Origin of the sequence: Bradyrhizobium sp. GCM10028915 (assembly GCF_042666195.1) — a bacterium.
In the GTDB taxonomy this organism is placed as follows: domain Bacteria; phylum Pseudomonadota; class Alphaproteobacteria; order Rhizobiales; family Xanthobacteraceae; genus Bradyrhizobium; species Bradyrhizobium canariense_D.
The window spans coordinates 495,908-517,919 of record NZ_JBHTFN010000044.1 but is presented as its reverse complement, the minus strand read 5'-3'; the positions used below and the strand labels follow the sequence as shown (position 1 = coordinate 517,919).

General features: G+C 62.2%; 15 protein-coding genes. 4 read left to right on the top strand and 11 right to left on the bottom strand.

Going from position 1 to position 22,012, the window contains the following annotated elements:
- Positions 1-300: 300 nt before the first annotated feature.
- Together dcm and ACFQX9_RS22605 are read left to right on the top strand one after the other, a co-directional pair.
- Positions 301-1,512: a DNA (cytosine-5-)-methyltransferase gene (gene dcm / locus ACFQX9_RS22610; protein WP_377790591.1), complete on the top strand. Its 1,212-nt coding sequence runs from the start codon at positions 301-303 to the stop codon at positions 1,510-1,512.
- A gap of 28 nt (positions 1,513-1,540) precedes the next feature.
- A complete protein-coding gene (locus ACFQX9_RS22605; RefSeq protein WP_377791051.1) occupies positions 1,541-1,942 on the top strand; it encodes a very short patch repair endonuclease in 402 nt (133 codons plus the stop codon).
- On the opposite strand, the gene ACFQX9_RS22600 is transcribed toward ACFQX9_RS22605, so the two are convergent.
- The 10 genes from ACFQX9_RS22600 to ACFQX9_RS22555 form a co-directional block, all read right to left on the bottom strand.
- Positions 1,943-2,887 (bottom strand): HNH endonuclease, encoded by a 945-nt coding sequence (locus tag ACFQX9_RS22600; protein ID WP_377790589.1) that lies wholly within the window; start codon positions 2,885-2,887, stop codon positions 1,943-1,945.
- Between the two features lie 223 nt (positions 2,888-3,110).
- A complete protein-coding gene (locus ACFQX9_RS22595) occupies positions 3,111-3,857 on the bottom strand; it encodes a DUF6339 family protein (RefSeq protein WP_377790587.1) in 747 nt (248 codons plus the stop codon).
- A complete protein-coding gene (locus ACFQX9_RS22590; protein WP_377790585.1) occupies positions 3,858-4,688 on the bottom strand; it encodes a hypothetical protein in 831 nt (276 codons plus the stop codon).
- Complete coding sequence (locus ACFQX9_RS22585) at positions 4,685-6,778, bottom strand: hypothetical protein (RefSeq protein ID WP_377790583.1); 2,094 nt, start codon at positions 6,776-6,778, stop codon at positions 4,685-4,687. Before ACFQX9_RS22585 ends, ACFQX9_RS22590 begins: the two co-directional genes overlap by 4 nt.
- Positions 6,779-6,803: 25 nt before the next feature.
- A complete protein-coding gene (locus ACFQX9_RS22580) occupies positions 6,804-7,307 on the bottom strand; it encodes a hypothetical protein (protein ID WP_377790581.1) in 504 nt (167 codons plus the stop codon).
- Positions 7,308-8,431: 1,124 nt separating this feature from the next.
- Positions 8,432-10,567 carry an SNF2-related protein gene (locus ACFQX9_RS22575; RefSeq protein WP_377790579.1) on the bottom strand — a complete coding sequence of 712 codons (2,136 nt, stop codon included), beginning with the start codon at positions 10,565-10,567 and terminating at the stop codon, positions 8,432-8,434.
- Positions 10,567-12,525, bottom strand: a complete 1,959-nt coding sequence (locus tag ACFQX9_RS22570; protein WP_377790577.1) for a hypothetical protein — start codon at positions 12,523-12,525, stop codon at positions 10,567-10,569. Before ACFQX9_RS22570 ends, ACFQX9_RS22575 begins: the two co-directional genes overlap by 1 nt.
- On the bottom strand, positions 12,526-13,926 hold the full coding sequence (locus ACFQX9_RS22565; RefSeq protein WP_377790575.1) for a hypothetical protein: 1,401 nt from the start codon (positions 13,924-13,926) through the stop codon (positions 12,526-12,528).
- Positions 13,916-17,251, bottom strand: a complete 3,336-nt coding sequence (locus ACFQX9_RS22560) for a UvrD-helicase domain-containing protein (protein WP_377790573.1) — start codon at positions 17,249-17,251, stop codon at positions 13,916-13,918. The genes ACFQX9_RS22565 and ACFQX9_RS22560 overlap by 11 nt, the downstream gene beginning before the upstream one ends.
- The gene (locus ACFQX9_RS22555; RefSeq protein WP_377790571.1) at positions 17,248-19,698 is read right to left on the bottom strand and encodes a PD-(D/E)XK nuclease family protein; all 2,451 of its coding nucleotides are present in this window, start codon (positions 19,696-19,698) and stop codon (positions 17,248-17,250) included. Before ACFQX9_RS22555 ends, ACFQX9_RS22560 begins: the two co-directional genes overlap by 4 nt.
- Positions 19,699-19,755: 57 nt before the next feature.
- On the opposite strand from ACFQX9_RS22555, the gene ACFQX9_RS22550 reads away from it, so the two are divergent.
- Positions 19,756-19,896, top strand: coding sequence for a hypothetical protein (locus tag ACFQX9_RS22550; RefSeq protein ID WP_377790569.1), 141 nt, complete (start codon positions 19,756-19,758; stop codon positions 19,894-19,896).
- Positions 19,897-19,978: 82 nt separating this feature from the next.
- Here ACFQX9_RS22550 and ACFQX9_RS22545 read toward each other — a convergent pair whose 3' ends face one another.
- On the bottom strand, positions 19,979-20,737 hold the full coding sequence (locus ACFQX9_RS22545) for a pentapeptide repeat-containing protein (protein WP_377790567.1): 759 nt from the start codon (positions 20,735-20,737) through the stop codon (positions 19,979-19,981).
- An 81-nt stretch (positions 20,738-20,818) separates the two neighbouring features.
- On the opposite strand from ACFQX9_RS22545, the gene ACFQX9_RS22540 reads away from it, so the two are divergent.
- Entirely contained in the window at positions 20,819-21,814 is a 996-nt protein-coding gene (locus ACFQX9_RS22540; protein WP_377790565.1) for a helix-turn-helix transcriptional regulator, read from the top strand.
- Positions 21,815-22,012: the final 198 nt, after the last annotated feature.

The following is a 22,012-nucleotide window of genomic DNA, read 5'->3' as shown; positions in this document are numbered from 1 at the left end:
CCGCGCATGAAAAGGGAACCAGACAGCCGCTTTGCGTGCTAACCGTCTGCTATGACCGAAAATGTCGCAGACGCCCTGTTCGACCAAAGAAGGCGAGACCACCAACGATCTCTACTCGCGCAGCTTCTCGATCTCGCTTACCTCGGCCGCATCAGTTCCCTCCTGCTCCTGCCCAGCGACATAGTTGCAATTTTCTTGTGCGCCAAGGCGGCAAACCGAACAAACGAGGAACGCTTCGATTGTTCGCTGGGAATCTTTGTGTCATTTTGAACGAAAGTGGCACAGCGATTCGGGGGTACCGTGAAGCAGAAGAAACTGACAGCATTCACCCGACTGAGTCGCCAAGCAGGATTTTCCTTCGAAGAATCAATTGAGCACATCGAGGTTTCGCGCAGCACGGGCTACCGCTATCGGACCGGCGCCAGTCGTCCCAAACCCGCTGCGATGAAGTTGCTCGCCCAAGCCGCGGCGGCAAGGATGGCGAGTACCCCTGGCTGGTTTACCTTTATCGATCTCTTCGCGGGAATTGGAGGTTTGAGGAAGGGTTTTGAGAGCATTGGCGGACGCTGTGTATTCACGTCGGAGTGGGACAAATACAGTCAGCAGACCTATGCCCAGAATTTCCCTGACAACCACCCGATCGCAGGTGATATTCGACCTTTCTCGAAGAAGCCTTCCCTGATCCCCTCACACAACGTCCTGCTTGCAGGCTTCCCCTGCCAGCCGTTCTCTTTGGCAGGAGTGTCGAAGAAAAACTCTCTCGGTCGTCCGCACGGCTTTTTGTGCGACACCCAGGGCACGCTGTTCTTCGACACTGCACAGATCATTGCCTATCACGAACCCGACGCTTTCGTCCTCGAGAACGTCAAGAACCTGATGAGCCACGATGGAGGCAAAACCTTCGGCACAATCATGCACGTCCTTCAGGAGGAGCTGGGATATCAGGTCCAGGCGCGGGTCATCAGTTCGGAATCTTGGGTCCCGCAGAAGCGTCAGCGTGTCATCATCGTCGGCTTCCGCAAGAAGAACGACTTCGACCTCAACGCGCTTGTCCTGCCTGACCCTTCCCTGGGACCGAAGCTGGGGACCATACTGGAAGAAGAGGTCGACCCGAAGTACACACTGACCGAGCACCTCTGGAATTATCTGCAGGATTACCGGAGGAAGCACGAGGCCGCCGGCCACGGTTTCGGATACAGCCTGTTTGGGCCAAACGACGTTACCCGCACGCTGTCAGCCCGATATCACAAGGACGGTTCGGAGATCCTTATTGCGCAACCCGGAAACCGCCCCAGGCGCCTGACCCCGCGCGAATGTTCTCGACTCATGGGTTTCGATGAAGAAGGAAAGCCATTCAATATCCGCGGCGTGTCAGATACGCAGCTCTATCGCCAATTCGGCAATTCGGTGGTCGTACCAATGGTCAAGTTCGTTGCTGAAAACATGAAAGACCACCTGGCCAGAGCGGTGCAGCCGGGCGCCGAGAGACAGCGGCGTCTAGCCTTTGGCTGACATCGTATCCGCCGAAGCAAGAAGCCGGATGATGTCCGGCATTCGCGGCAAGAACACAAGGCCAGAGCTAATCCTGCGGAAACTGTTGCATGCGCGCGGCTTTCGCTACCGGCTTCACGCTAACCTTCCAGGCAAGCCTGACCTCGTCTTTCCGAAACACAAAGCCGTGCTCTTCGTTCACGGTTGCTTCTGGCACCGCCATGAGTGCAGCATCTTCAAGTGGCCCGTCACGCGCGTGGAATTCTGGCGCACCAAAATCAATGGCAACTTCGAGCGCGACCAGCGGAACGTTCAGAAGTTGCTTGGACAGGGCTGGCGTGTTGGCGTTGTATGGGAGTGTGCAACCCGTGATCGGAAACGGCTTGATACGATCGCGAACAAATGCGGCGCCTGGCTGAACTCCAAGCGGGATCAACTCGAAATCGAGTAACTATTTGCCGAACATGTGCGTGAGATGCCAAGCCCAGGCCTTCGGGTCCGGCGTCATGGACGCGTGTTTGGGCGGCGCGGGGACCTTCCCCGCAAACGGCTTCAGAAGATCATTACTGCCCTTGCCGCCGTGGATCGTCGCGACGACTATTTTTCCGTCGGCGCCAACCCCCCACATCCCCTTGTCGAAAGCCCAGTGGTGTGAACGACAAAGCGCGATGCCATTTCTGGCGTCGTCTGCGCCCTTCTTTGAACGAGGAACGATATGGGCGGCTTCGACCTCGCAGCCCTTCGCAGTGACAAAGCCCGCGCCACAGAGAGCGCATTTGTTGTCATAGTATTTTGAGGTGAGCTTCTGAAAGGCGCGGCCGCGGGCAATCCGCTTCGACCGCGTCTCAACCGACGCCGCCTCGTTGTCGAAAAGATCGAGAGGCTTTTTCTCGTGCGTCTCCTGCTCTGCCTCGGCCTCATCGAGCTCTGATTCTGAAACCGGCGGGTCCAGCGGGTTGACGACGCCCCATCGTTTGCCGCTTGATGCCGCGAGCACAGCCTTATGCTTCTGGGAGCCCCTCTTGAGCAGGGTCAGCCGGTACAGCGACCTGTCTTCCAGACTTCGCTCGATCATGAGGATGTCATCGCCCGCAGCCTTGTCACGCAGCGGCCCGAGGTTGCCTGTTATCCGTCGTTCCGGTGAGCGTGCGCCGCCCCAGGTCTGGAACTGGTAACGGGTGTTGACGGTGGCCACCTCTTGACCGCCCACGACGAGGATCGCCCTGATGTTCTCGTCGATGGTGGGATTTGCGGCCGATGTCTTTCCCTGCAGCTGAGGGAAATAGGGATCAAGGTCCTTAGGAATAACCATGCCGCCCTGATGTCCGGCGGCCTGCCCTGTATCATTTGGTGCCAGCTGCTTGAAAACCGGCTTGTCGAATTCGAGTTCGTCCACGGCAAATCCCCCTGCCGTGAGAGCCGTATCTGATTCTTTGCTTTCAGAGTCCGACCGGTTGCACTAGCCATTGGTTCAACCCACAGGTCTGCCCCCATGCATCACGCCCCCTCCGCGCTTGCAGGAAACTCAGGTTCGAGCCGAAGTACCGCGGGCTAACAAGCCGCTTGTCGAGAGCGCCGAACGCGGACAATGATTGCAATAGATCGCGCCACGTCGGGGTTTAGGCGAGCCTGCTGGCATAAGAAACGCAGTCCTTCAGGAAGCGGTCTATGTCGCTGGCGTCAAGCACCTCAAACACGATACCACCACCGAGCTTGTTCAACGATCTCATGAACTTTCTGAAGTTCTGCTCGGCCCCGGTGACCCACGGCTCGGACTTCATAAGCTCAAGAACAGCGGAGGCGATACTACGGCGGCTCGTCATCCAGATCCGTTCGACGAAATTGCTCCGGATATCGGCAGTCTTCAGGATAAGGCCCAGAGCTTCGTCGGCATTATCCGGATTGCAGGTGCGGGCGATCTGGTAATTCCACCAGAGGCGCGACATGGCGTTGTCATCACGTATCCTTGTCTGACCTGATGCGAAGAAATGGTCCTCGACCAGCTTCGGAATGGCCGCGTCGCCGGCCGTTCCTATCCAACGGTCGCGCGAATAGGCAAAGGCCTCGATGTGGGTGAGCCGGACCCAGATGCGTTCCTCGTTGGCAAGTGTCGGCGACAAGTTTGCGAGCGCTTTCCCGACAATACGGGAATTGGCCATATCGATCGCCGCCACGCTTCGTGGTGTGCTGTGATCTATCGTCGCCAGCAGCGCGTCGTCGTAGTCAACACCCAGTCCGATATTCCAGCCCGGATCATCGGCAAGATCGGCGAAACCGTCTGTCCTGTACCGGGCGTTGTTGCCCTGCACGCCGGCCTTCGCCTGGGTGAGAGCCTTGTCGGAAAGATATTTGAGCTGTGCAACCATCTAGATCGTCCCGGCGACAGATATGACCTTCTTCAACGGTGCCCTCAGCAGCTTCTGTGCGGTCAGCAGCGGGGTATCGTTGCGGTTGGCAGGATCGATCCCAAGATCGTCGCACTTCGCCTTGAAGATCCTGTACCAGTTCATGCCGGTCGCGGTCGTGTCCCCGCTCTGCAACAGTGCGAGCACCTCCATGACTGCAGGCATGTAGACTGACCCCAGCAGGATATTCCGGGCAGCCGGCACATTCCGCATCTCAGCAAGCTCCTTGTGCGTCTTCGGTTCGGCAAGGATCGTAATCCGGTCGCGCAGCGGGTCGACCTGGACCATGCCCGGCTCGATCCCCTCGGCAACCGCAAGCTCGAAGATGCTTTCGAACGGCTTGAATTTCTTCTTGTCGATCGAGAACCGGAATTCGGGCCCCAGCGCAACAACAGAGCCTTTGGGTAGATCGACCGCCGTGCCGAACTCCTTGTGAATAAGCGCGCTGCTGAAATTCTGGACGGGTACAAGCGTCCACACCGCGGGACGGATGGTGACAGTGCCGAAAAGCTTCGCGCCGTCGAAGTGCCTTTCACTGCGTCCGAGGGGCGCCGGCTGGAGAAAATTGAAATAGGTCCGCCGGCAAACCACAAAGTACCCGGTAGCAGCCTGCTGGTTCTGAATCAGCTTTTCTAGATCCGCTGACGCCAGCTCCAGCTCGGCGGTGAGCTTAAGCTCGCCTTCCGCCGTCATCTGCTGGACAAAGGAGCAACGAAACTCGCCGGTGACATAGTCGGATGAGAAATCGCTCAGGACAGGGTGAGGATACCTCATGCTCTCGTTAAGTTTCATGAGGGTGTTTCCTCAGCAACCGGCGCGACGACGGCATCCAGTTCAATCGGTCCCGTATAGGGACTGTCGAATTCTATATCGAGGCCCACGCGCTCGCCTCGCTTGCAGGCGACCTCAATCTTTCCGCTAATCAGCGTGCCGCCGGAAACCGCGGTTACCGCCAGCTGGTCAGGGTTGCTCAGGCCTGTAGCTTCCACCTGCACACTCACCAGGCCCGCGACGGGAGACGTGAAGAATATCCGTCGCTTCCTGCCGGCAGTCCCGTCAAGCAGCAGATTGCGCTCGCCCTGCAGCTCGATGCTCCTTGCCCGCGGCTGTGGCCTTGGCGGCTTCGGTCCGGGACCGGGCCCCGGGCCAGGTCCAGGCTCCGGCCCTGGCGCCGGTTCGGGTGGTAATGGTCCGGGCCCCGGGATCGGCGGATCATCATCCTCGCTTGACGGACTCGCCGCCCTGCGCGGCCTTGGTGGCGATTTCTGTATTGCCGTCGGTTTTAGTACGCGGGGATCGGTCTCGGGACCCGCGTCGTCCCATTCACGGGTCGCATCCGAGGCAAAGAAGTCATTGAGTTCATCAAGCTCCATGCTGCTGCTCGGCTCGGTCTTTGCGAGCTCTCGGATGCGCTGGCGGATCTGCTTTGCAAGCCGCTCGAAGGCACGCTTGCCCTGTGCCCGGAGCTGCGGATCGGTGATCCGGTCGGCCGACAGGTCATCATGCGCCGGGTTTTCCAGACGCTTGAACCATTCACCTTCAGGCTTGCCGTCCGGCTCGATGACGACAGCGAACTCACGGTGGAGCGGGAAACGTTTGAAGGGCTCGTTGAATTTGGCGAGGTTGTCCGTGATGTACATGCCGTTGCGGATGATGCCGATCGTGTAGCCCAGGCCGTCCCGCAACAGCACGCGCATCTGCACCTTGCCCAGCCCCTGCACGTCCAGCATCGTGAGGGTCGTCTTTTCGTCGATCAGGCAGCCGTGCAGTGTTCTGGCGGTGTCGAAGGCAACACCGGCGTTGGTGAGCTTCACGGCTTCGAGCACCTTCGGATTCTGAAAAAGTGCCTGCAAGGTGTTGCGGTTGATCTTTATGGCGCCGTTGTCGATCTCGAATTCCATCTCCCGCCGCTCGATGGCAGCGAAGAAATTGATGATGATCGCCGCGGCCATTTCGTATCGCCAGTCGGCATCATCATCCCGCATGCAGATCGAGAAGATGGAAGTGCCTTGCGTATCGCGGAGTAGCCATCCCGGTATTTCAGCCGGATTGTCCAAGGGCAGGTATCCGTCGATCTTGCCCCAGTAGCCCTTGCGCCGTCTTGGCTTCCCCGCAGCATCTGTATGCGAGATGAAGAGCGTCTTGCCCATGCAGAGCACGTGCTCCACTCCCTGGTCGTCCTTGTAGCGGGTCGAGATGAACGCAGTCTGGATGTCGGACACCGCAAGAGCGGCATTCTTGCCGATACCGAAGGAGCCGCCGGAGCTGACATCTTCCTTGGCACTGACGCTGTCGGACTTGGCAAGTGCATGGAACGGATATCCTTCCTCGCAGGGACCACGGACGCCCGTGGTGTTGAAGTCGGAAATCCTCAGTATCCGGGTTTCCGGCGCCTCAAGCGCGCGCACGGCTTGCTGGAAGAAACCCTTTTCCTTTTCGTTTTTGGGTCGGTCGGCCTTTTTCAGGCACAGGCGGGCGGCCTCCCGGAAGGCGGCGATGGACGGGAAATCGTCGGACTTGATTGAGAGGACGTCAAAGGTAAGGCGGACCGGACCGGTGTGGTCAAGCCTCGCGTCCCTGCTGTTCTGTCCGGTTTCGCGGGCCACAGCAGTAAACGGCTTGTCGCGGAAGTTCTCTACGCCGGGATCGCTGAGCCCCTCAGACTCGCCACCTGTATTTTCCAGAAACTCGAGCCCGATCCTTGCCACCCCTTGCGCCCCCGTTATCACTGCCGCGTTGCCAGCAATTCTTCTTTGGAAACAATAGGCTGTTTCAACGCGCGGTTGCAAGATGGGGAAGCCAGGCACATCGTCGTATCCGGCCGGGTATCTAGGCTGACCGGCCCCGCTGCTGAAGGTCGATCGGCGGACAACGCCGCACATCCGCGGCATTCCCGCACTGCTGCTCTCAGGTCTCCAGCTCGACACCTTCCGGAAGATCGTCGGGATCGAGCTTCATCTCCAACCGAAAACCATGTAGCGTCGCCCGACGGTGGCTGAACCGTGTGCCATGCATCACCACGAACCGGAAGCGGCCCCCCACCATCATCTGCAGGATCGGAGGGAGCGCGTCGTCGGGCAGCGGGAGCAATCCCGTGATCGGATCGCCGTAGCCGTCGAGCGATCCGACGGCCAAAGGTTGCAGAGTCTTGCGCGCCTCCGCCTCCAAATCCTTCGACGGCAGGAACGTCAATTCAGTCCGGTCTGTCCTCAAGCCCTTCGGATGCAGCAGCCTTCCACGTACCTGAAGATGACGGAATTCGTGATAGGGATCGATCGCCTGCCGGTCCGTGTTGAGGCTGAGCGAGTAGCCCCAATGCCAGTCCTCGATCGTGACGACGTAGTAGACATCCGGCTCGCGCGGCCTGCGCCGCCGCAGCTTCCTCCTAGTCGGCTTCGGATCGGCGGCCATGAGGATCCCACTTCTCGCCCCAGCAACATCAGGCTATCCGAATCGGCCGTAGCGCGAAATCGTCCACGGCTGCCCGGATCGCCGCCAACGTGCCACTCGGTTTGAGAACGCCTCGGCTCCCGCCCCGAAGTCGGCGCCCAGCGTAACGCCAGCCACTTCTGGAACGGAGCCATGACCCTCATTCGACCGCTGGCATCGAGGCGCGAGAGACTGTGCACACTGGATCGACGCCTAATCGATCATTTGACTGTCAATCGGCTTGAGCTCCTCCGCCGCTCCTCCGTTAGGTCGTCGACGGGAAAAGCGATACCGCTACCCGCTCGGTCTGCAGACCGGCCGGTCGCAGCAGCCGCCCCTTCATCTCCACGTCCCGGTGCTCAGCCGACGCAGCACCGCCTGACGATCCTGCGGGTCCGAGTACCCCAGACACCGCGTTTTTCGCCTCTCGGGAGTTATGGGAAGCTAAGAAAAGATCGATGCCGCGTGGAAGGCTCAGGACGAGGCCATCCCGAGTGACCGTAGAGCCGGTCTGGCCACTTGGAGATGATCAATCACCCATGGCGGCACCCAAACGCTGCTGAGAGCCCCTTTTTCTCCGACGAGAAAGGGGTCGCCTGGCGATCCGTCGACCCGCCTCTCAGAGCGCCGATGGATCTCGGCCAGCCGCCGCGAGGTCTGGAAGGACCAGATCCAGTTCCTCATGCTCGAGAATTTTGCCCTCACCCCCAGGTAGGCGGCGGGACCTGCGATGCCTGAATCGGGGGACATCGTGCCGGCCTTCGGCGAGACCTGCCGCGAGCGCGAAATGCTCGCGGGGACAGGTTTGCGGCCCCAATATCGGTCTGCTCAGGCAGTCGCCTTCTGAAGCCGACCCCCCATGGCAGCCGGAGCGTCTTCAGCGCAAAGGCCACAGGGCGGCGATGAACAGACCCGCAATCGTCACACGAAGCAGCAAAGCGGCATAAGGCTCCGTATGTTGGTCAATCATTGGAGCGCTCCTAGAAATGCTACGAAGCGCCCTCAGTCTGGCACGCCCGCGATAATATGCAACGGCGCAGACGGGTTGCAGCCGCAGGGGGACCCGACACAAGCACGCCCAGAAGTGAGTTTGCGCGCGGCAGCGGCTAAGGAGCGAGACTTTCGACAGGAGCGGTTCTCGCGTACTCAGTCGACCTTTTTGCCCGAAGGATCGTCGCGCTACTGGTTAGGCGTTTCTTGGCGATCCGAATGACTTCGTTGCGCCACTGCTCATCGGAATGGATCACCTGGTCGATATCGAAGTCCTGAACGCCCCCAAGGAGCAGCGAGAAGCTGTCGATACGCTTCTTCATGATCTGTACAACGCGGTGGTCGCGTGTTCCGCGGAATGCAGGATAAGCGTATCGGATGCCTTTCTCTGTTACGGCGGCCCAGCTATTCACGCGCCGAAGCCGCCCGTTCCGCTGTACCGTCCTAATCGGACTCGGATCCAGTTCGTAGTGAATGAGATGTCTGCAATACCGATGGAGATCGATACCCTCCGAGAGCTTGTCGGTCACCACCAACACGTCGGGACCGAACGGGCTGTTGAAAACCGAGATCGCCGTGTCCGGCTGCCGGTTGTGAACGAAAATCAGAGCCTCTTTTTTGCTTTCGCTGGGCTCGCATACCGCCAAAACGCGCGACGTTCCGTTTGCACCTGGCAGGAGATCGAGCCGCTCGGCCGACCTCTTCAAGACCTCGCGGCTGGATCTCGAGTGGACCAGCGCATCATACAGACGCATGGCCGCCTCGCCGATGTACTCCGCATTATCGCAGCCTCGCGCTCGCCCGGTGGTGATGGAATGTGCGAGATCCGACATAGCGCTCGGGCTGGCGCCCAGCCAGGCCCAAGTTTGCGTCCTTACAAGATCGCCGCACAACCACCTTATGAACGTTCGCCGCAACTCCTGGCCCACGGCGTCTTCGGATTCGCGGTCTAGCGCCTCATTCCAAGCGGACTCCCAGATCTTCGGAGCGGGCGCAGGATGCTTCGTTATCGCCGGGAGGTTCGAATGCAGGCTGGCGGCGAGTTCTTGTGCGGTCGCGTGATGGTGACAGAACAGCAGCACCTTTTCGCCGCTTTGGAGGACTTCCTTGACCTCCCTGGTCACTGCCGCGACTTTGGAATGGATTCCCACTTCCCTACGCAGGCGGCCCATCGCCGAGAGGTGGTTTCCGACGATTGACTTGGCCGGTTCGCCAAGTTGAATCCTGTCGCGTCCAAGCCTTTCGCTTTCCGCATCGTAGTGTCGCCACCCGACGTGGAAGCGAGGATCATTTCTGGCTCGGCCGGCGCCTTGTGAAGCTACTCTGAGCGCCCGATCCATCCGGAGGATCAACTCCTCCTCCGAAGGGCTGGCTTGCGGAACGGGTATGGACCAGTCTTCGCGGGTGCCGAACGAGTGCTGCTCGTCCGGCAGATCATCGACCCCATGCCGAATGACGAACGGCGCCATCGCTTCGATCGCCGCCTTCGCTCTCCCCACCAGGCGTTCGGCTACGACTTCCGGATTCCGCGTCGTGTTGCCGGAATACAGGTCATCCAGGGTTCGACTGAAGGCGCGCACAGGCGAAGAGGCCTCCTCGGCACCGATCAGGCTCAGCATGCGCTGGAGTTCATCGATTCGGATGCTGAAGGGGGTGGCGGTCAGGATGAGGATGCGTTTTGCGTGCTTGCGCTGCCGCTTCAGGGCCTTGCTGAAGCAGGTCTGATCGCCCTTCGCCCTGTGCGCCTCGTCGACGATCAGCAGATCGCATCCAAGATTGAAATCCGACGAAGCGTAGGAGTGCTTGACCACCTGGATCGAGCCCGTCGTGAGCCTCTCCACCTTGCGCGCCTTCACGCGCGACTCGCGAACGTCCAGATGCGGAGCGCATCTGCCCATGGGAAGAACGTGATCGAGAAGCTCCGCTTCCCACCGCCTTACCATGACGTCGTTCGGCGCGAGTATCCGAACGGAACGACCCTCGCCCGCCGAAGCAACCACCCACGCGACCAGGGCCGCCACGGCTGTCTTGCCGAGGCCGACGTCATCCGCCAGCAGCAATCCTCGCCGTGCACGCTCTCCCAAACTGCCGTTAAGCCGCACGAGGATGTCGGCCGCGGTGTCAAACTGACGCCGCGTGCTGTCGGCAGCCAGCACCCTCCCGCCGTCGGCGCTGGCTTTGATGTACGCGTCCGAATTGGACAGAAACTGCCACTGCTGGGCGCGAAGATTAAGAGGCTCGATCGGCAGCATCAGCACTCCGGAAAATGTTTGAGGCGAATGGCCAGTTCCTCGGCCGCGAGACCGGCCCCCAGCGCGCCGGTCGGACCGGCGGTTCGGTCGCGCTCGGACTGTCGCCGGAACGCCTCCACCAGAAGTTCGCCGTCCCGCCGCAGATGCTTCCGACGGAAGTCGTCCGGCTGCCTTCGCGACAGCTCCTTCACGGCGTCCGCCCAGCTATCCACGACAGCGAGATGCCGTCGTGCCAGCACGAAGGCGGGGACCGCATAACTTTCGGAACGGGAGCCATCTGGCGTCTCGTCATCGCCGTCCTCCGGAAACGCCAGATCATCGATGGCATCAGCGGTTTCGGCCGGATCCTCAGCCGCTGTGCGGCCGCCGTACTCCTCGAACAAAAGCTGGTCCCTGAGAGCTTGCAGCAGCGCCGTGTCTACTTCCGGCAGCAGAGTATTTTCCCGGTCCTCCAGTTCGCGTTCATCGAACACCGGAAGCCGGAGGCATTCGTCCCGGCAGGTCAGCTCGACGACGAACGGAGAGAGCCACGGTCCGCTGTACTGCATGTCTGCACGGCAGAGACCGTCGGCACCGTCGCTCGTCCATCGCGCAACAGGATCCGTCTCGCCGCCCGCACGCAACTCGCCGGAAACCTCCGACGGAGAACCGCAGCGGCATTCGATTCGGATCACTTCTCCGTTCCAGGTCGCGCTGCCCCAGCTGATCAGGGGCGAACTGCGGGTGCCAAGGTCCGCGACTGTCGCGATGTCCTTCTCGTCGTCGAACGGTTCGAGGTGCTCAAACGGCCAGTCGGCCTGTTCGACAGAGACCCCCAATTCGAAATTTTCGATCGTCAGCGCCCCCTGCTCATCTTCGCGACCCCACGCCGCCATGCTGAAGTTCGCCGAGGTAACCAGGAGGCGGCGCGAGTTACCGCGCCTGAAATGGTAAAGCTTGGCGTGGCTCCAGCGGTCGTCGGCCTGACGGTGCCGCACGTGGAACCCATCCGACCGGTCCGAGTCCGCCGGGTCGCGGCCCAGCCTCAGGATGGAGGCTCCAGCTTCGAGCAAAGAGCGGAGCGTGTTCTTTGGCAGCAGCCAGCAACGTTGCCATGGATGACTTTTCTCGATCCAGACGAGCTCCAATCGTTCGGTAGTGCCGCCGAAGTTGCCGCACCATCGGCGAAGCGTCTCCGCGTCCCAAGACCCGACATAGGGCGTCGTGATGGAGGCGCCGGCCGCGCCGTTTCCCGCCGGTGCAATCTTCGCCAGCCCCGCAGCGCCCCAGGGCGTGCGCCGCAGGACAGCGCGCGAGTGCACCCCGGGAACGCTCGCCACGAAGGTGATCGACTCGGGGCATTCGCCGCGCGCGAGCAGCTCTAGGAAAGGATCAAGATTCTGGCCGTCTCCGGCGGAGATGGCCAGTTCACGCACGAAACTGGGCAGGATCCCCCAGGTCGACAGTCTCGCGTCAGACCGTTGAGGCTTCAGCGTGATCAGGGTCCGCCACGCGGACTGGAGCTGCCCCTTCAGCGCCGCAAGCGTCAGGTTTGCGGACGACACGACGATTTCCAAGTAGTCGGGTCCGTCCGGACTGCTCCAATGCAGGAGCCATAGCTTTGAGTGCTGAACCGCCCTTCCGCGACTGCCGACCGTGAGGTGGCGGATCGAGCGCCAAATCCATTGGTATGCGCTGTCGCCTCCGTCCTGCTCCACCGGCTCTTCGCGGGCATTGGACGAAACCACGACGATGCGATCATGCATCTGCCGCAGGCGCCGGTCGAGCTCGATCAGGAAATACTGACGTTCGGCTCCGTCCCCCGCCGGTTCATGGCCGAGCTTCAGAAACAGCGGAAGCGCGTGCTCGACAAGCAGACGCTCATCTCCCCGATTGTAGGTGCTGAAGAAGGCGCGGACCAGGGTGCATTCCGGCGGAGCGTCGGTCTTCAGAAGCGCTTCCCAACCGATAGCCCCCATTTACACGTCCTCGGTCAGGTCGTCGTCCTCTTCGCGAAGACCTGCGGGCATCTCGCGGATTACTCCGCACTGCGTCGCCAGCCGGCAAAGAGACCAGAGCCGAAAGCGGTAGCCGGAGGCATTGGCCAGCGGCGGCATCCGCGGCTCGATCCGCCCGTTGCGCAGCACGAACCACCGCAATCCTCCACCGTACATCTCATGATGCTGCAGCAGGTCCGTGAAGCACTCGACGGGATCGGCGCTCCGGATCGCGTTCGCAAACCTGTGCGCCGTATCGACGTGCCGGAGCGTAAGATCGGCGGCTGTTGGCCATTCTCGGGCGGCAGCAACGAGCTCTTGGCAAACTCGTCCCGCCGAGGGCGAAGAGGCCGCCTCCGCGAGAGGAATCTGACTTTTCCCGCCAAGGGATTTTGCGATCACCTCCATCGCCGCTATCCCGGCGTCGGCCAGGCGGGAAAACCGCGGCAGCAATGCCATGGCGGGCTCTTCGTCCTTGAACAGAAGCCCCAAGTGCCTGCACACCCCGAGATGATCTTTGGCGCCGCACTTGGCGATCTCTAGCGCGACTCTGCGGCGTCTCTTTCCGCCATGGTCCTCGAACACGATAGGGCGAAGCAGATCCACCTCCGGCAGGATCTCGAACTCGTCCCGGGGGCGCGGCAGACTTTCCTCCGCCCGCTTGCCGCTGCGGTCGAAATTGCTCCAGTGCTGCAGCCACCACTTGCATTCATCGCCGCGACCCAGCTTGGCGCTCCTGATCGAAATCCCGTCGTCGCTGAGGTGGCTGGCATTAAGAGGCCAATCCGGAGCGGCCGATCCAAGTCTGGCATCCAGCCACTTGGCCAGCTTGTTCGCTGCCGGGCCTGGCGTCCAGCCGTCGCCGCCGACGGTCATACCAGTCCATTTGCGGAATGCGACGCGATATCCGCCATACGTGCCGGTCTGTCGATAGGCCCGGAATTGGTCGACGGACATTCCGAATCGATCGGCCGAATACCTCCGATTGCTGTAATCTTCGTACCAGGGCTGGATGCGCCGGCGGCCCAGCAGCGGCCGATCCCTCCAGCCATCTTCCGCCAGCCCGATGGTCCTGGCAGCCCACATGAGTTCGAGCGGCCGCAGCCATGCGTACCGCGCGCTCTGCTCGGCCCGGGTGACGACGGACCTGCCTCCGCTCGCCTGGAAGATCTGTTGCGACCGGACGAGACACCAGGACAGGATGGTGACCCATCGTCCGTCACGCACACGATTGGTCAGTCCCGGCGCCACCATCTCGGCGAACACGCTGGTGAGAGCAAGAAGACCGAGCGCGTCACCGCGCCTGACGACGATCGGATCCCAAGGCTCCGTAAATAGCAGCCGTGGCCCTTGGGTCGGTTCACCGAGATGTTCAAACGACATCGATGACCTGCCCAGTTGTCATGAACACCAGCAGCGCCCGCCGGGCGTTGGTCTGCTTCCGGTAGTCGCCGATCTGCTGGCGGTAGTGGCCGATGCCCGACTGTTCCGGAGCCACGTCGCTCTTCCAGTCGACGACGACCTCGATGGCGCCGGCCTCGTCGAATGCGACCGCGTCCGCCAAACCCGAGAGCAATATCTCCTCGCCGTCCCGCGTCTGGCTTCCGAACACCGGCAGTTCAGGAACTAGCCGCGGTCGGAGCACCGCGATGTCCGGCAGCGCGAGCGTCCGGAGGACCGTGCCGGCCAATTCCGCGGCACAGATGCCATCCTTTGGGTCCAGCGCGGGCTCGTGCCCCATCTGCCGGATCAGGTCGGCGGCCCGGACATCCAGGCCGGATTTCGCGTCCTCGGCTTCGCCGGTCAGCACCTCCTCGATCAGCTTGTGGAGGATGGTGCCGCGCGTCGAGCTACCGAGGACGGCGGCCGGAGCAATTTCGACCGCTTCCGGAATTTCGGCGCTTTCTATCTTGGCTCCCCCCTCGCCGACCTGATCGAGTTCGCTGCGGCTCGGACGGCGCCACGTCACGACCTTGCGGCCGCCGAAAATGGCGGCTGCCTCTGCGGCGAAGATCTCCCGGCTCTGTCCGTTTTCCTGCGGCGACGCAGTTCGCTCCTTAGCGGTGCCAGTGTCCTCGAGATCGATCGGCGGCAGTTCGGCAACGCCGAGATCGACGAGCTTCGCCCAGCACTTGTCCGACAGAGCGGCGGAATGTCTGGGCAGGATCAGCAGGTCGCGTGCGCGGGTCGCGGCCACGTACCAAAGCCGCACGCGCTCGCGCCGCTGCTCCTCCTCGGCGCGGGCCTCGATGCCGGCATAGTCAGCGGGGCAGTTGCCGAGGATCGGGATCGAGAACAGGCTCTTCGAGCGATCCTGCACCAGGCCGGATTCGGACTTCGGCGTGCCGGTCATGTTGATAGGGATCACTATCGGCCATTCTAGCCCCTTGGCGGCATGCACGGTGATCAGAGAGACCGCCTCCTGCTCGGCATCTGGCCGGCCCTCGACCTGACGGACGGCCTCCTCCCAGTTGGCCCACATGTCGCCGGCAAAAGCCCGCAATCCGCGGACGTCGTAGGCTCGCGCCATTTCGAGGAAGAGATCAACGTTAGCGACCGCCCGCTCGGCACCGGCCTTGAAGCGCTGTCGGATCTGCGGACGAACATGAAGAGCCGCAGTCGCATCGGCCAGCAGCGCGTAGGGCGTCGTAGTCCGGGCGCGCCGGCGGAGCGAAGAAAGCTTCGTCAGCACATCCTTGGCGACCGGATGGTTCACGCTTGCCGGATCGGTCTGGAGCGTAAGCATCGGCAGGCCCTGCCGTTCCGGATCAACCGGCAGAGCTTCCGAGAGATCCAGCAGTTCAGTCTCGGTCAGGCCGACCAGCGGCCCACGCAGCAGCGCGCCGAACGCGAGCGTGTCGCGGGGGTCGGCGAGACTGCGGGTCAGTGCGATCAGATCCTGGATCTCCTGGCGGCGGAAGAAGCCCTTGCCGGCCTGGGTGGAGACCGGAATCGCCAACTCCTCCAGCGCCTCCTCGAACCGCCAAAGTTCGGTGCCTACTGGCGCCAGCAGCGCGATGTCGCCGAAACGACACGCCCTCACCTCGCCCGTGTGATCATCACGGACCTCCAGGTTGCCGACCAACCTGTTACAGAGATCGGCTACCGCCAGCGCTTCGCCGTCGCGTATAGCGGCGGCCTTCGGCTTCTCCCCCTCGACGACCACATCCAGCGCGCAGACGCCCGGCCTGGTCCCGATCGCGGGATGGATCGGAGACAACTCGGAGAAGCCGGGCTGCCCGTCAGCCGACAGCGCCGGTTCGAATCGCTTGTTGACGAATGCGAGGATCGGTTCGACGGAGCGGAAGTTGGCGGTGATCTTGATCCGGGAGCCGGTGCTGATCGCCGTCCGGGCGGCGATGTAGGCGTTCACGTCGGCGCCACGGAAGCGGTAGATCGCCTGCTTGGGATCGCCCACCATGAATAGGCTGCCGGAGCGCAGCGGTCGCGCCAGCGCGTCGCCTTTTTCGCAGTCGTCCCCGCAGATCAGCCACAGTATCTCGATCTGGAGCGGATCGGTGTCCTGGAATTCGTCGACCATGACGTGGCGGAATCGCTGCGATAGCGCCCGCCGTACCTCCTCATGGTCCCTAAGCAGCTTGCGCGCGATGTAAAGCAGGTCATCGAAATCCAATAGCGCGGCGTCCCGCTTGTAGTCGCGCCAGTCGTCGCGAAGACTCTGCATCTCGTTGCGCAGGCGAGACAACAGTTCGCCTGCGATGGCACCGAGCAAGGCCTGCAGGGCCTCGTGGCAGGCCTTATACCGGGGAAGGATCGCGTCGAACGCCGCTTTTCCGTCGGCCTTGGAATGGCCCGCCTTGGCGGCGGCGTCTTGCCATTTCCCGCTGGTCTGAAGCGCTCTCGCGCCGCCAGTCTGGATGAAGCAGGTCTCGTCGCGCTCGAAGTTCAGCGCGCCGATCAGGGCGGCGTTGCTGGGCGTCGCGTCGGCGAGCTTGTGGCCGTCAAGCAGATCGGCGAGATCGCGCAACGCCCGGCAAGCGGCGGAGGTCTTCTCCTCCTGATACCCGTAACCGCCGAGCTCGGCCTCGAGCTGCTTTGCGGCCGCCATGAGGTCGGTCATGGCTTTGGGCGACCACGCAACCTGCGCGCACTCGGCGTCGCGATTCCTCCGCAAAAACTGAGCGACGTCTTCCACAAGCTTCAACCCGGCGGCCTCGCTCCCGAGGATGAGCTGGGCGATCAAACCGTCGCCCTCGTCTCCGGAGAGCCGTTCCTTCAGCCATGCGTCGTATCGCTCCTTGAACGCCAGATCGGCCTCGGTGGGGTCGACGATGTCCGCTCCCGGATCGATGCCTGCCTCGGCCGGATAGGGCTTGATCAGTGCTTGGGCGAAGCCGTGAATGGTGCTGCAGGTCAGTTGGTCGAACGCCTCGCAAGCCCGATAGAGATTTGCCTTCTGTGCCTCGGGGACGCCGTTCGGAAAGACGTCTCTGAGGTCGCGAGGCACCTCGCCCATCGATAGCGCCGTCGTGAACCGCTCGATCCGGAGCCGGAGCTCGCTGGCGGCGAATTCGGTGAAGGTGATCGCGGCGATGTGCTTCGGCTCGACGCCTCCGGCGAACAGCACGGCGACGCGCCCCGCCATTACCGAGGTCTTGCCGGAACCGGCACCAGCCTCGACCAGCAGGGTGCGGTCAATGGCGGTCAGCGCGGTCATGCGGGCAGCCAGGTCGGGGATCGCCTTCATGGTTCGCCCCAAACAGCTGCGGCCGGGCCGAGCTTCTCCTGCGCCAAGGGTAGCTTCCGCGGCAGATAGCCGGCGTTTGCCGGCAACGCGAATGCATGATCGTTGTAGTCGTCCGCCGCATCCTGTCCGGGCGGCGCCACACCTGACAGCAACGCATCGCGCGACGCGGCTGCCGCCATCGAAATTTTCGTCAGCGCACCGTCGAGGTCGGACAGCGGAAAGACGGCCTGTTCGCCCCCGCGGGCGTTCGGATAAAGCAGCGAGGCTTCGATAGCCACGTGGTTGCCGAGCAAGGTCTTGACGGCGAACGCATAGAGGCAGCGCTGCAACTCGGTGCCGCCCTTGATGACCACCTCGTCCATCTTCTTGGCGAGCTTGCCCGTTTTGTAGTCGACGACACGGGCGCGCGAACGGTCGCCCGCGAGATCAAGCCGATCGATCTGCCCCTTGATTAGAAGGCCGGTGCCCGGGATCTCGACGGCGACGTCGGTCTTCCACGGAAGCTCGCGACCCCTCTCGTCCGGACCGGTTTCGCCGAACGGAATTTCGCACCAGGTCTGCTGACCCGGAAACTTTCCGAGGTCATAGGCGAGCGCGGCCGCCGCCAGCTCGTGGCCACGGGCGCTCGTGCTGCGCCAGATCACGTCCGGCGGCACCGGTTTGGCATCCTCCCAGTCCGCGATAGTCCGGTCGCGCGCAGCGGCAAGCGCGGCGTCGATCTGGTGCTGGCGAGCGCCGGCCAAGCCGCCCTCGTCCTCGAGGCGCTCAACGGCGCCCCGAAGCAAGGCATGAACAAGGGTCCCGAAGACATTGGGGTCGAGCCTCAACGGCTCGTCGACATCCTCCGGCGCCTTCCAGCCGAGACCGTAGCGCCAAACAAAGCGGATCGGGTCGCGCAACAGCATCTTCAGCGACGTCGCCGATAGCGGCCGCTCGAACAGTTTCGTTAGCCGGGCATGGGCCGGCGCAATCAGGCCGTCGTGCTCTGTGATCTCGTGGCGATGCCAGTCCCGCCAGCACGCAAGCCCGGAGACTGCGATCGGCAGGTTCGTGAATTCCGACGGACGGGCCAGAAGCCGATCGGATTCGCTGGCGGCGTGGCTAGGCGTGCCGGCGCGATCAAGATAAGTCTCCGTCAGATCCGAGATCAGCGGCGAGCGACCGAGCATGCGGCCTTCAGCGTCGCGCCGGCTGAACGAAATTGCGACGCTCCGCGCCATGGTCACGATGGTCCGCAAATCCCGTTTATCACCGTCGGCCACCGGAAGCGGATCGAGCTTCTCGATTGGCAGCACGTGATCCGGAATGAGCCTGTCCTCCGAAATCCGCCGCGGCCAGCGCCCGGCATTCAAACCCATCAACCAGACGTGCGGGCGCGGCCGCGACGCCAGCGCAATCGCCGACGTCCAGATCGCGTTGGCCGCGGGCTCGATGTCGTCATCGATGCGCAACCGCGCCAGGGTAACTGGGAGTGCTTGTGCCGGCCCCTCCCGCAGCGCGCGCCGCCATAGCGACCGTTGCAATCCACTCAACAGAGTCTCGCCGGCCTCCTCCGCCGCCTCGGCGCCACGGTCGAGGAGCCGGATCACCGCAATCACCTCGGAGGCCCTGTTCTTGCCCTGGGGCCAGGCGGCGGCGTCGGCCTGCGTCAGCACCCGCTCCCAGCGCTCGACCGAGGTCAGCGGCGCATCGGCGGGAAGCAGCCTGGTCCATTCTCCTGCGAGGTCGCGCAGCGCGGGCCCGCCCCGCAGCAACGCGAGCAGCCGACGAACCCGCTCTTGCGACAGACCTTTGACCATCACCTCGGCCAGAGCGCTGGCTGCCTGTCCTTCGGCTGTAGTCAGCGCCTTGATGCCGCCGACGAAATGGATCGGAAGATTGCTGTCCCGGGCCAACGAAAATACATGGTCGTCGTAGTCGCCCAGGCTCGACGACGTGATCGCGATGTCCGAGGCCGGCGCCCCCTGCGCCAGCAGCGCCCTCATCCAGCGAAATGCTTCAGTCACCTCATGCAGCTGGTTCGCGCAAGAGAACAGTTCCGTCGGCGGCTCGGCCGGATCCGTCCTCACCACGGAGACTTTCGAACCTCTCAGCCATTGCGGAACATGCCGTGCACCGGCGATCCAGGACACCTCGATTGTGTCCGCGAGCATCATCAGGAGCGGTCTCCAGCACGGCGACATCTCGCTGTGGCCTTGGATTTCCAGAGGACCGATTATGGCCGGCGCATGCCCAATCCGTCGCAGCGCCATCTCCACCAGTTCGCGCGGACGCTTCATCGATGCCGGCAAGCGCTGGACAACCGCTTGTTCGAGCGAAGCCAATGCGTCGGTTCGCGGATGGCCGACCTCCAACAGATCAATCCCGGCGCGCCACGCCTTATCGAACGTGGCACAGACGGCCGCCGGCATTCCCGGCAGGTCCTTGATAGGCTCGAGCTCGCCCATCTCGATGTGCAGGAGCGTGTCGCTGACAGCTTCCGTGAGGACGTCGAGATCCAACGGTTGAAGAAGACCGCCGGCAAGCCTCGCGGCAAGCTGCCCCATGGTCATAATCTGCACGCCGGCTTCATTGCGACGGGCGGCGTCTACCCGACTCATATGGCCGGCGAGCTTGGTATGGACCACTATGGTTCGACGGACTGAGATCACGTTGTCGCCCTTTCACGAGCCGTCCTTGGAAGCACGTTTTTGTCGAGTCGCGATAGTCCATCCAGCGCACCGTCCACTACGCCTCGGAGAACCTCGTTCGGTATCCGACATCAGCGCCGGTGAAGTCTGTCTCCGTGCATTTTGCCGAGGAGAAATTCACGTACGAAAGGTTTGCGAATCTAAATCTTGCCGCAGCGAGGTCGGCGGCATGGAAGGAGGTAATGGAGAATCCCGTACCGCAGAACTCCGAATAGGAGAAATCGGCCTCGCTCATCTGAGCGGCCACGAATTTCGCCTCATGAAACAATCCTCGGACAGTCGCTCGATAGAAATCCGCGTAGCTGGCATCCATGTACTGGAAGCCCGATGATTCGTGCGGATCCGCGCGACCGGGCTTGCGGTTGGATGATGCCGCCCATCCCCAAGTGACGTTGTCGCATTTGGACCGCCGGAGGCACGCGTGGTTGAACGACACTTGCTCGAATAGCGACCAAGAAAGCCGCGCGTCGTGCAGCGACGCTCGAAGGAAGCTCACGTTCGCTCCTTTGACGCCAGTTAAGTCGGCGCCGGTCAAGTCAGCATCGCTCAGGTCGACTAGAGCGGTCGACCCGACGTTAAAGTCTAGGCCGGAGAGATCGCGATAGGAGAAGTTCGCCCGTGCACCCTCTTGCGGATTCCGGAGCCAAGCGCTGTGTGAGATGATAGAGGCGGTCAATTCGTCTTGAGATACGTTCGCGCTAGGTTTTTCCACGATTGCCGGCGCGGCGGCCGCGGCGACGGACATCGCGGCCACTTGGCCGATACCTTCGAACACAGCTCGTCTGGTCAGGCTCATCTCGTTAACTCCTCGTCCAAAAGCCAGCTAGACCTTACAGGTCGGGGGTGACAAAATGTGTCACCCCCGAGGACCGGCGAAATGGCTTTGGAAAAGGCGCAGAGGCTGATCGATTTGGCGACTTACGTCGCGTCGCGCCGCCAGGGCGTGACAATCGAAGACATTCAATCGCGATATGGGTCATCCAAGCGGACGGCCCAGCGTCTGCTGCACACGTTGGAAGTGCAATTTCCAGACGCCGAGTGCGAATTTGACGAACACGGGCGCAAGCGCTGGAAACTTCGGACCGGTGCCCTCCGTGATTTGCTGACGCTCTCGTCTGACGAACTCGCGGCACTAGATCTGTCGATCGCGACACTCAAGCGCAACGCTCAAGACGTTGAAGCCGCACAGCTCGAAACTCTGCGCGAAAAGATCATTGCTCTCGTGCCTCGTGACAGGATTTCTCGCATTGAGACCGACCATGAAGCGTTGCTCGAGGCCCAGGGGTTGGCTGCCAGGCCGGGGCCTTCTGCTCGCCTACCTCCGCACATCGCTTCGGCTATTTCGACGGCGCTAAAGGCCAGCGAGCGTTTGAAGATCGTATATCTTTCGCGAGGTGCAACTCGCGCGACCGTGCGCGTCGTGGAGCCTTACGGCGTGTTGATTGGCGCGCGGCGATACCTTGTAGCAAAGGCTGTATCCGATCCGGAGGGCCCTTTGCGCCACTACGTCGCTGAGAACATCATGGGCGCGGAACTGACCGGCGAGCTTTTCGTTCGCGATGGCGAATTCAACATCGACGCCCACGCACAGAAGGCGTTTGGCCTGTTTCAGAACGAGACCGAGATTGAAGAGATTGTTTGGAAATTCTCTCGGTCGGCCGCCGACCACGCACGGTCCTTTGTTTTCCATCCAGCTCAGGTCTTGGAAGACCAGCCTGACGGATCTCTGATAGTGCGGTTCAGGGCCGCTGGTCATCTCGAGATGTGTTGGCACCTTTACACGTGGGGGGACAAGGTGGAGGTCTTAGCTCCGAAATCGCTCAGGAAAATGGTTCACCGCTATAGGCGCTCTGATTTCCCCGCGCTTCCCTGAAAATCAATCGGGCCTTCTTGCTCGCCTACCACCCGCCGATCGGCGACATAACGTTCTAAGGATCGCTTTTTGGCTCCGGCGCGATCCTGGCGGGCCTAGACCACGGCGGCCGCAGCGCCCGCATCCACAAAGTGGGAGGACGCCTTCACCGGGCCAATGAGCGCCGGCGGCCGGGATCGAAATTACGACGGCATCCGC